The sequence below is a fragment of the Lactobacillus kefiranofaciens genome, assembly GCF_900103655.1.
Taxonomy (GTDB): Bacteria; Bacillota; Bacilli; order Lactobacillales; family Lactobacillaceae; genus Lactobacillus; species Lactobacillus kefiranofaciens.
Map to the genome: position 1 here is coordinate 1 of NZ_FMXC01000049.1, position 10929 is coordinate 10929.

At 37.0% G+C, this 10929-nt stretch carries 5 protein-coding genes, 1 tRNA gene and 7 pseudogenes; 9 read left to right on the top strand and 4 right to left on the bottom strand.

The annotated features are described in order from the left end of the window. Positions 1 to 273, bottom strand: a pseudogene (locus BLP58_RS10710) (IS982 family transposase); the annotation flags it as partial. Positions 274 to 437: 164 nt separating this feature from the next. Here BLP58_RS10710 and BLP58_RS10715 point away from each other — a divergent pair. Both BLP58_RS10715 and BLP58_RS10720 read left to right on the top strand, forming a co-directional pair. Then, positions 438 to 527 (top strand) — tRNA-Ser (locus BLP58_RS10715). 117 nt (positions 528 to 644) lie between these two features. After that, positions 645 to 1728, top strand: a pseudogene (locus tag BLP58_RS10720) (amino acid permease). A 44-nt stretch (positions 1729 to 1772) separates the two neighbouring features. Here BLP58_RS10720 and BLP58_RS10725 read toward each other — a convergent pair. Beyond that, positions 1773 to 2606, bottom strand: a complete 834-nt coding sequence (locus tag BLP58_RS10725) for a DegV family protein (protein WP_013854255.1) — start codon at positions 2604 to 2606, stop codon at positions 1773 to 1775. A 223-nt stretch (positions 2607 to 2829) separates the two neighbouring features. Here BLP58_RS10725 and eno point away from each other — a divergent pair, with 223 nt between their 5' ends. Continuing rightward, the gene (gene eno, locus BLP58_RS10730; protein ID WP_013854256.1) at positions 2830 to 4116 is read left to right on the top strand and encodes a phosphopyruvate hydratase; all 1287 of its coding nucleotides are present in this window, start codon (positions 2830 to 2832) and stop codon (positions 4114 to 4116) included. Positions 4117 to 4195: 79 nt separating this feature from the next. On the opposite strand, the pseudogene BLP58_RS10735 reads toward eno, so the two are convergent. Together BLP58_RS10735 and BLP58_RS10740 are read right to left on the bottom strand one after the other, a co-directional pair. Further along, a pseudogene (locus BLP58_RS10735) lies at positions 4196 to 4763 on the bottom strand (DUF4767 domain-containing protein). Positions 4764 to 4843: 80 nt separating this feature from the next. Beyond that, entirely contained in the window at positions 4844 to 5332 is a 489-nt protein-coding gene (locus tag BLP58_RS10740) for a nitroreductase family protein (RefSeq protein ID WP_013854257.1), read from the bottom strand. A 118-nt stretch (positions 5333 to 5450) separates the two neighbouring features. Between BLP58_RS10740 and BLP58_RS10745 the strand changes: the two are divergent. The 6 genes and pseudogenes from BLP58_RS10745 to BLP58_RS10770 form a co-directional block, all read left to right on the top strand. After that, positions 5451 to 6333 (top strand): annotated as a pseudogene (locus tag BLP58_RS10745) (ROK family protein). A 26-nt stretch (positions 6334 to 6359) separates the two neighbouring features. Next, complete coding sequence (locus BLP58_RS10750; RefSeq protein ID WP_025084324.1) at positions 6360 to 7733, top strand: glycoside hydrolase family 1 protein; 1374 nt, start codon at positions 6360 to 6362, stop codon at positions 7731 to 7733. Further along, positions 7733 to 9154: pseudogene (locus tag BLP58_RS10755) on the top strand (PTS sugar transporter subunit IIC). Before BLP58_RS10750 ends, BLP58_RS10755 begins: the two are co-directional and overlap by 1 nt. 149 nt (positions 9155 to 9303) lie before the next feature. Next, positions 9304 to 10026, top strand: coding sequence for a GntR family transcriptional regulator (locus BLP58_RS10760; RefSeq protein WP_013854259.1), 723 nt, complete (start codon positions 9304 to 9306; stop codon positions 10024 to 10026). Positions 10027 to 10035: 9 nt separating this feature from the next. Next, positions 10036 to 10672: pseudogene (locus tag BLP58_RS10765) on the top strand (family 1 glycosylhydrolase); the annotation flags it as partial. A gap of 38 nt (positions 10673 to 10710) precedes the next feature. Continuing rightward, a pseudogene (locus tag BLP58_RS10770) lies at positions 10711 to 10929 on the top strand (IS3 family transposase); the annotation flags it as partial.

Sequence of the window (10929 nt, forward strand, 5' to 3'; positions counted from 1 at the left end):
AATCAATTGCAATAGCTGACGTGAACGTCGATTAAAACGTGAGTGTGATAAACAATTGAAACATTCACAGAATCTTCTTTGTGATTCAATTCCTGTCTTAGCTTGCCAGATAAGTAAAGCCAAAATCAGACTGTCCGTAGTTTTAATTTGATCAATATTTCGCCGATGAGTAAACTCAGCCGGTGCATACAAACGATACCAGTGCCGACAAATTATCACTAAATCTTTAAAACTAACTTGTAAATGGTGGCTAAAACGCTTAAGGCAGTTCAATCAGATCAGACTCTTTTCTTTTTGATACTACAACTTGAGTCTATATTAACTAAAACGATTTAACTAGCACCACGCGTAAATAATACTATTCTTTACACAAAATTAATAATATTTTTACTTCTTATGGATTATTTTGAAAAATAGGTTATAATAGATAAGGTTATGGAGTGTTGGCAGAGTGGTAATGCACCGGACTCGAAATCCGGCGAACCAAGTTTTTCCTTGGCGCGCAGGTTCAAATCCTGTACACTCCTTATATATGATTAATTTCATAGTAGTTTTTTTATTTTTCCTTGACAAAACAACTAAATAAAAATTAAATTAATTGCGATGCTTAATATAGGATAGATTAATTTATGGAGAGTTGAGAAATGGGAAAAAAGAATAATGCACCTCAACTGAGTCGTACGATGACTGCCGGTCAAATGGAGATGATTTCTCTTGGTGGCGCCATCGGGGTCGGCTTATTCATGGGGTCTACATCAACTATTAAATGGACTGGTCCTTCAGTTTTACTAGCTTACATGTTTGTAGGACTAATTTTGTATATTGTAATGCGAGCTTTAGGAGAAATGCTCTATATCAATCCAGGAACTGGTTCTTTTGCAGATTACGCAACTGAGTATGTACATCCCTTAGCCGGATATTTAGCAGAATGGGCCAATGTTTTTGAATATATTGTGGTTGGCATGTCAGAAGTAGTCGCTGCCACTGAATATTTAAAATATTGGTGGTCCAATATTAGTGCCTTATGGTCAGGAATTATTATCATTGCATTTTTGCTAATTGCGAATTTAGCCAGTGCCAAAGCTTACGCTTCACTTGAATTCTGGTTTGCCATGATTAAAGTAATTACTATTATTTTAATGATTATACTAGGCTTCATCGTCATCTTTTTCGGAGTTGGCAATGGCGGCAAACCAACTGGCTTTAGCAATCTCTGGGCACATGGCGGTTTCTTCACCGGTGGCATTAAAGGGTTCTTCTTCTCAATGTCGATTATTGTTGGTTCATACGAAGGAATTGAATTACTGGGAATTTCAGCTGGAGAAGTTGCTAATCCGCAAGAAGCAATTATCAAAAGCGTTAAATCTGTTTTTCTACCAAAAATCAAGTATTATCAATGATTCTGAGCAATTTAATCATTCTGCTTCAGACCTCTTCGTAATTGTCTTCAGCTCATCTGTTTTACCGGGGATGATTCCGTGGTTTGTGATCTTGTTAGCAGAATTAAGATTTAGAAGAAACAATAAAGAGATTATCAAACAACATCCTTTCAAGCTGCCGCTTTATCCCTTTTCAAATTACTTTGCCTTTCTAATGCTACTAGTAATCGTGGTCTTTATGTTTATCAATCCAGATACCCGAATTTCATTCATCGTCGGCGCATTAGTCTTAATTGTAGCAACGATTGTTTACCTAATTAGACATAAGGACGAATTTAAGCAAAATTAAAAGGATTTGGAATGTTAATTTAATACATTCCAAATCCTTTTTTCTTATTCATGAAAACCAACCATAATGCCGCCCTCTTCAGCATAGAAGCTGCAAAGTCCGTGCATTGGACGAATCGATACTTGAGCATTAGGATAATTAGCTAAAATCTTTTCTTTAATCGTATTAGCGTCTTTCTCATTTTCACAATGATCAATAATTACTTCACCGCCTTGATATTTATCTTTTTCCATATACTTTATAATTTCACGAATAGCTTTTTTCACGCCACGCGCTTTGGCCAACGGCTCAAGTTTTCCTTCCTTACTGGCAGTCCCAATTAAATTAATTTTTAACAAGCCAGCGATTTTAGCTACAGCTGGAGAAACACGACCATTCAAAGATAGGTTATGGAGTGACTGCAAAACAAACAATAAATGTGTATGCATCCTGAATCGTGCTATTTCTTCCTCCAGATCTACAAACCGAATCTCGCTTTGAAGCATTTCTTCAATACCATGAATTACAATAGCTAATTCAGGACCAGCACTTTTCGAATCAACTACCACTATCTGGCTATCGGGATGTTTTTCTTCATAAATTGCTTTTGCCTGAAGCGCTGAAGAAAAAGTTCCACTCATTCCGCTAGTCATGGTCACGATGATTGCTTTTTCACTGCCTTCCAGTGCATTAAGCCACGTTTGAATACTAGGACAAGTGGTCTTGCCAGCTATTCGGTTACTATTCATATTAGTTAAAAAATCTTTGAGATTAAGTTGTTCATTATCAATATAATCTTGTCTACCAAATGAAATAGTCAGCGGCACCACTTCTAAATTAGCCGCTTGATTGGTCTCCATATTTGAACTGGAATCAACAATTAATTTAATATTTTCCATTTTTTAAATTCCTTATTTTTAAACTAATTAACATACATATATTATACTACTTCAGTATAGTCTTTTTTAATTCTATTTACGAAAATTTACAATGTAAACCGCTTTCATATGTTTACACCGTCACAAAGTTAGGCTAAAATTTGAAGTGTAAAGCGGAGCAAAAATTGTTCCGTATGGTATGCAAATTTTTAATACATGCCATAATTTTTGAGGAGGTTTATTAATGCTCAAATCAGTTATTGAAAATGTACATGCACTCGAAATCTTTGACTCACGTGGTAACCCAACTGTTGAAGCTTTCGTTACTCTTTCAAACGGTGTCGTAGGTAAGGCTGAAGTTCCATCAGGTGCTTCAACCGGTGAAAATGAAGCTGTTGAATTACGTGACGGTGGTTCACGTCTTGGCGGCAAAGGCGTTTCAAAGGCTGTTAACAATGTTAACACTGAAATTGCTAAGGCTTTAAAGGGTATGGATGCTCATGACCAAGCTAAGATCGACCAAACTATGATCGACTTAGACGGTACTCCAAACAAGGGTCGTCTTGGTGCTAACGCTATCTTAGGTGTATCAATGGCTTGTGCTGTTGCTGCAGCTAAGGACTCACATCAACCTCTTTACCGTTACCTTGGCGGTATTGACCTTGAAATGCCACAAACTTTCCACAACGTTATCAACGGTGGTGAACACGCTGACAACGGTATCGACATCCAAGAATTCATGATTACTCCAATCAAGAAGACTTCATTCCGTGATGGTTTCGAAAAGATTGTTAACGTATACCACACCTTGAAGAAGGTTCTTGAAGACATGGGTTACGAAACTGGCTTGGGTGACGAAGGTGGTTTCGCACCTAACATGAAGAACTCAGAAGAAGCTTTGAAGGCATTACACGAATCAATCATCAAGGCTGGTTACAAGCCTGCTGAAGATATCGGTATTGCATGTGACTGTGCTGCTTCATACTTCTACAACAAGGAAGACGGCAAGTACCACCTTGAAGGCAAGGTCCTTGACGATGAAGAATTAGCTGCATACTACGAAAAGCTTTTGGACGAATTCCCAGAATTAATGTCAATGGAAGACCCATACGACGAAAACGATGTTGACGGTATGGTTAAGTTCACTAAGAGCCACAAAGACCGTATCCAAATCGTTCTTGACGACTTCATTTGTACTAACCCAGCACTTTTGAAGAAGGCTATCAAGGAAGGTGCCGGCAACGCTTCATTAATCAAGTTGAACCAAATCGGTACTGTTACTGAAACCCTTGAAACTGTTCGTATGTCACGTAAGAACGGTTACAACACCATGATTTCTCACCGTTCAGGTGAAACTGGTGACACCTTCATCGCTGACTTAGCCGTTGCTGTAAACGGTGGCGAATTGAAGACTGGTGCTCCAGCTCGTTCAGAACGTGTTGAAAAGTACAACCGCTTACTTGAAATCGAAGAAGAACTTGATGGCGGCGAACGTCTTGCATTCTTCCCAGATGACGTTGACCACGATTAATTTCGAGTTAATCTAGTACAATTTCAACAAAAAGCATGTGGAATTCCACATGCTTTTTTGTTTTATCTTCAAAAATAAATTAACGATAAATCTGCTCAAATATTTGATTTAAATTCTTATCCTTCACAGTTTTGACTACAATTGGATTGCCATTTTTAGATTGATCCAATAAAATCACTGGTTTCTTATTCTTTAAGCAGAACAGATTAAGTATTGTGCCAAGACTTAAAGTCATCATTGGCAATAGCTACCACATTATATTGGTACTTATCTTTGCCTAATGGACTGTAACCAATTTGGATAGTCTTTTTGTTTAATACAAATTTGCTTTGCTTAAAAATATCAGGATAAATTGGTCCCTTTTTAGTTTTCAAAGAATGAGCACCATCATAATAACGATATACTTGACTAGCTTTAGCACCCCATTTATTTACTGCTTTTTGCAGCTTTTTATTTTTGTTTTGATTCCAAGGAGTAACTTTAACAACCTTTTTCTTAGGTTTACTTACCTTTTTACTCTTCTTAACCTTATTTGATTTTTTAGGCTTAATTTTCTTTGGTTTCTTAACTTCTTTTTTCTTAGGAACAGCCTTTTTTACTGAAGACTGCTTTTTCTTTTTCATATTTTCTCCAGCTTCTTTATTCATTAAGAATATTATATGCTAAAAAATTTATAAATAACAATTTAAGCGAAAATAAGAGCTAATGCGCCAAGTTTCATAAAAAATCAAAAAATTGTTACCTGATATCTCTTAGAACGATCAGTTGCTTCAGGCTCCTCAGCAGTTTTACCAACGGCAACAATAACCGTAGTTTGAAACTCTGGATCAATACCTAATTCTTTTTGCAGTTCAGCAAAGTCATTTAGCCTTTCAGCGCCACCCATGATATAAACTGAGCCTAAACCTAAATCTGTTGCTTCCAGCATGATATTTTCCGCTGCTACAGATGCATCTCGCTCACCAAATTCGCTCTCTTTTTTGGTATTTAAAATAAATAATACTGGAGCACCATAACAAGAGTTTGATGTAGCTTGCTCGATTTTGGCACGTAAACTTTCATCTTTTACGACCACCAAGTTCATCACATCCGCTTGATGCATTCCACATGGTGATGTTTGAAAAGCAGCAATCATATTCTGAATATCTTGTTCGGCAACTGCTTCTTTCTTAAAGCTTCTAACTGCTCTTCTATTTGTAAAAATTGGGTTAACCATAATTGACCTCCTATAATCTATTTACTTTATTTTAACATCACAGTTTCCATTGACAACGCTTTTAAATATAATTATGATTAGTCTTAAAAGTATATATTTTTACTAAGGAGAATGAATCATGAATTTAGCTGCTATTGATATTGGTGGTACCACAATTAAAATTGCTACTTGGAAAGACGGCAAGTTACAAAACAAACATGCTGTAGATACACCTAAAGATCCAGAAAATTTTTATGCTATTTTAACATTTTTATGCTATTTTAACAGATGAAGTAAATAAGATTAAAAAAGATACAGAAATTGAAGGTGTCGCAATCTCTGCACCAGGTGCCGTAAATCAACAGACAGGTGTCATTGGCGGCACGAGTGCCCTACCATACATTCATAATTTTAAAATTGCTGATGAATTGGAAAAACGTTTCGAACTACCAATTTCCATGGAAAATGATGCCAATTCAGCTGCTTTAGGTGAATTAGCAGAAGGTGCTGGCAAAAACTGCGACAGTATGGCTTTCTTCGTAATCGGAACAGGTATTGGCGGTGCTTTAATTATTAATCAAAAAGTATGGCACGGTGCTCACCTATTCGGTGGTGAATTTGGTTACATGGTAATTGGCACCGAATCAGTAAGTGATCTAGCCTCTCCAGTTGCTATGGCTAAACGCTACAATAAGCGAACTGGTAAAAAACTTGATGGAAAAACAGTTTTCGCTTTAGCAGATGAAGATGATCCTGTAGCTAGTGATGAACGTCAAACTTTAATTCACTCCCTAGCCCTAGCAATTTATAATGTTCAACAAAGTTTTGACCCTGAAAAAATAGTAATTGGTGGTGGAATTTCCAACAATCCAGAATTAATTCCATTATTAAATCAAGAAATAGAAAAATTACGGAAGCAATTTAATCCAGACAGCATTAAACCAGAAATTGTTCTTTGCAAATTAAAGAGTGATGCAAACTTACGCGGTGCAGTTGCAAATTTTGAACAAATACATCATTAAATAGCTAAACGCTAACTGTTATTTAAATCTCTGAAAGGCCCTTGCCATCTACATTCCTTTGGGGCAACTCAGTTTCAAGTATGCAAACTGAAGGTGCATGGAATGAAGACGGCAAGGGTCTTTCAGTCTATGATGTCCGACCTGCTACTGACAATACTAGTGACTGGCATGTAGCAATTGATGAATATCATAGATATGATGAAGACCTCGACTTACTGAAGAACATGAACATGTACCGTATTCAAATTTCATGGTCTCGTGTCTGTCCCGACGGTGACGGCGACTTCAATCAAAAAGGTATTGACTTCTATGATCGATTAGTTAATGCAATGCTTAAACGTGGCATTCAACCAATGATCTGTCTTTACCACTTTGATATGCCACTCAACTTAGCCCAAAAGTACAATGGCTTTATGTCACAGCATGTAGTTGACGCCTTTGTCCGTTTTGGTAAAAAAATGATCGATCATTTTAGTGATCGAGTGAAATATTGGATTGTTTTCAATGAACATAATCTATATTTCCAAGATGAAGTTTTTAATATTTCAGGTTACGAATCTGGAGATAAGAGTTTGGACGATATGTACACTATCTTCCATCATACGATGATGTGTCATATCCGATTAGCAAATTACATCCATGAAAATTACTCAGATGTAAAAATCGGTGGAATGCTTGCTTACCAACAAATTTATCCAGCAACGAGTAAACCCGAAGATGTTTGGGCAGCAAAGCAAGTACAAGAGTTTTTAAACTTTAATATTTACGATGCTGACACTGGACGTGGTTATTCACTAGAAGTAATGCAATATGCTAAAAATCATGGCATTGAAATGGACATTACAGATGAAGATAAAGAAATAATGAAGAAAGCTAAAGCTGACTTCTTAGCATTTTCTTACTATTCATCCTGGGTTTTATCCAGCAATAAAATTCCTGAAGGTGAAGCTCCTAACCGTTACCTTAACAAAGGCGGAGTTGAATCCAAATATGTTAAGACAAACGATTGGGGCTGGGCAATTGATCCACTAGGATTTAGGAATGCAATTACTACAATGTACAACTACTACCGCATCCCTATTTTCCCTATTGAAAATGGTATTGGCCTCAAGGAAACTTGGGACGGCGAGCATATGATCGAAGATGATGAGCGTATTGCTTATCACCGAGATCATATCAAAGCTATGAAAGACGCTATTTTTGATGACGGTGTCGAAGTACTTGGTTATCTCGGCTGGGGTTTAATTGATATTCCAAGTTCCCATGCTGATATGGAAAAGCGCTACGGTGCTGTATATGTCAACAGTTCAAATCATGATTTAAAAGATTTAAAACGTGTACCTAAGAAATCATTCTACTGGTTCCAAAAGGTACTTAAAGATAATGGAGATGAATTATAATGGCTGATAAAAAACAATCTGGCTTTGGCGTGTGGGTTAACCAACACATTATGCCGCCAATTATGAAATTCGTTAACACGAAGGCTATTACCGCTTTGCAAAATGGTATAGTTTACTCATTACCATTCATTATTATCGGGTCTATCTTCCTGATTTTAGGTAACATCCCTATTCCAGCTGTTGCTAATGCAATTAACAATTCTGGTTGAGGTGCAGTTTTCGCTCAAGCAAATAACACCACTTTCCAGATGATGGGTTTGTGGGCAGCTATCGGTATTGCCTACGTTTATGTTAAGAATGAAAATTATGAACCTTTAGCACCTGGTCTTACCTCTGCTGCTGCATTCTTAATGTTACAAAACTTATCAATTGACAACCCATTAAAGGCTGCTTTGACTGCTGGTATCAACAATGGTGCTATGAGTGGTAAAGTTGTCACTGAAAACATCGACAAGTTGCCACATGCCTTACAAGCATTCCTTGAATCACCTGTTACTGGTGTTATTAACACTAAGTGGATGGGCGGTGACGGTATGATCGCCGCAATTATCGTTGGTTTACTTGTCGGTTGGATTTACACGATGATCATGAAGGCTGGTTGGACTATTAAGATGCCAGCTCAAGTTCCACCAGCAGTATCTAACCAATTTACTGCTATGATTCCTTCAGGTGTTATCCTTACTGGTTCAATGTTAATCTACGGTGGTTTCAACGTATTTGCACACACTGACTTCCTTAACTGGATTTACAACACTTTACAAATTCCTCTTCAAGGTATTTCAGACTCATTCGGTGGTGCGATTGCCATTGGTTTCCTTATTCCATTCTTCTGGTTCTTCGGTGTCCACGGTGGTTTAATCATGGGTTCACTTGTTGCTCCAATGCTTCAAGCTAACACTGCTGATAACGCTAGATTATTTGCTGAAGGCAAACTTTCATTAGCACAAGGTGCTCACATCGTTACTAATGAATTCTACAACAACTTCATTAACTTGACTGGTTCAGGTATCACTATTGGTTTAGTTATCTTCACTTTAATTGCTACTAAATCAGTTCAATTGAAGTCAATCGGTAAGTTGGAATTAGTTCCTGGTATCTTTAACATTAACGAACCATTCCTCTTTGGTTTGCCAATCGTTATGAACCCTATGCTTGCTGTACCATTCTTCTTAACTCCATTAGTAGTTGCTGCATCAACTTACTTAGTAATTAAGACTGGTATTGTTCCACCACTTAACGGTGTTGCCGCTCCTTGGACAACTCCAGCCGTTATCTCCGGTTTCTTAATTGGTGGTTGGAAGATGGCTATCTGGCAATTCTGTACTCTGTTGATCTCAACTGCAATTTACTGGCCATTCGCTCGTAAATACGATAAGGTCTTACTTGCTAAGGAGCAAAAGGAAGCAGCTGCTAACAAATAAAGCTGTAATTAATTAATCAACAATTAAAAGAGATGTCATCAAGCTATAAATTAATAGTAAAATGACATCTCTTTTTTGATAAAGTATAGATGTTTGTTTTAAAATAGAGGTAAAAGTATAAAATCTAGTTAGAAATCGGATGATAAAACATGGCAAGAGCAAAATATTTAGAGGTCGCTGAGAAGTTAAAGAAACGCATTACAGATAATGTCTATAGTAAGGAAGAACCTCTTCCCGACCAAGAAGCATTTGCACAAGAATTTAATGTTAGTCGCTTAACAGTTAAAAAAGCTTTCGATGGTTTGGAAAGACAAGGATTAATCTATAAACAATCTGGTTTAGGTACATTTGTAGCCGGTGATATTCCTATTAAATCTCCCACTGATACACCAGCGAATGCATTTACAGGTTTACAGAATCAATTAGGCAAGGATAAAGTTAAGAGTGATATTCTGCATTTTTCAGTGGAATTTCCTGATCCACAAATGCAAAATAATCTCAGCTTAAAGCGCAATGAACCAATCTACAATATTGTTAGGTTAAGAAACTATGACGAGAAACCATTAATTATTGAGCATACCTTTATGCCCGTTAAATTAGTCCCTGACTTAGATGAAAAAATACTTCATTCCTCTATTTATAACTACATTCACCAAAAACTTCACTTAAAGTTTGGTCATGCTTATCGTAAGATTCGTGCAGCAAAACCTGACAAATATGATATCAAATATTTAGATGCTAAATCAGATGATCCAATGCTCGAATTAGAGCAAATCATTTGGTTAACCAACGGTCAGCCGATTGAATATTCAGTCAGCCGTAATCGTTACGATACTCGTGACTATGTCTTACTAGATAATAATCGTTTTTAGAGGTAATCTATGTCATTTAACAATAAATTTACTTGGGGCGGCGCTACAGCTGCCAACCAATACGAAGGCGGCAAAGGTTTAAATGCCGTTGACGTTTTAACTAATGGTTCAGCAACTGAACCTCGTAAAGTAACTTGGAAAAAGCCTAACGGCGAAACTGGTGCTACTCCTCTTGTATGGGGGCAAGACTTCAAATTGCCAGAAGGCTCTGTACCAACTATGCTTGATGGTTACTACTATCCAAGTCACCAAGGAACTGATTTTTACCATCACTATAAGGAAGATATTAAATTAATGGCCGAAATGGGCTTTGATGTCTTCAGATTATCAATGAACTGGTCCAGAATCTTGCCTAATGGTGACGACGAAAAACCTAATGAAGAAGGCTTGGCCTTTTACGACAAGGTATTTGATGAATGTGCCAAATATGATATTGAGCCATTAGTGACTTTGTCTCACTATGAAAACCCCACTTTCATTGATTACTCGCTTCGGTGGCTGGAAGGATCGTCATTTGATCGATGCCTTTGTTCACTACTCTGATATCGTCATGAACCACTACAAGGGCAAGGTTCGTTACTGGTTAACCTTCAACGAAATCAACGCGATGGATATGGCTCCATACATGGGCGGTGGCCTAATTGAAGTGAGACCTAAAAGTGAGACACTTTTAGGTCTTTTACTATGTCTAAATTTAATAAAGAACAAAAGATAGAAATTTATCGTAAATGGAAAGATGAGAAAATCTCAATCTGTCAGTTGTCAAAAGCATATAAAATGAACTTAGCTAATCTGGATTACATGCTTAGATTGATTGATATGCATGGAACAAATATTTTGAATACTAGAAAGCGGGTTTATTCTAAGAAGTTTAAAGAACAAACAATTGAACAAGCTATCTTT

Excerpts from the sequence above, each read along its gene's own strand:
- eno (WP_013854256.1), top strand. The coding sequence starts at position 2,830 with ATGCTCAAATCAGTTATTGAAAATGTACATGCACTCGAAATCTTTGAC.
- BLP58_RS10725 (WP_013854255.1), bottom strand. The coding sequence starts at position 2,606 with ATGGAAAATATTAAATTAATTGTTGATTCCAGTTCAAATATGGAGACC.
- BLP58_RS10760 (WP_013854259.1), top strand. The coding sequence starts at position 9,304 with ATGGCAAGAGCAAAATATTTAGAGGTCGCTGAGAAGTTAAAGAAACGC.
- BLP58_RS10740 (WP_013854257.1), bottom strand. The coding sequence starts at position 5,332 with ATGGTTAACCCAATTTTTACAAATAGAAGAGCAGTTAGAAGCTTTAAG.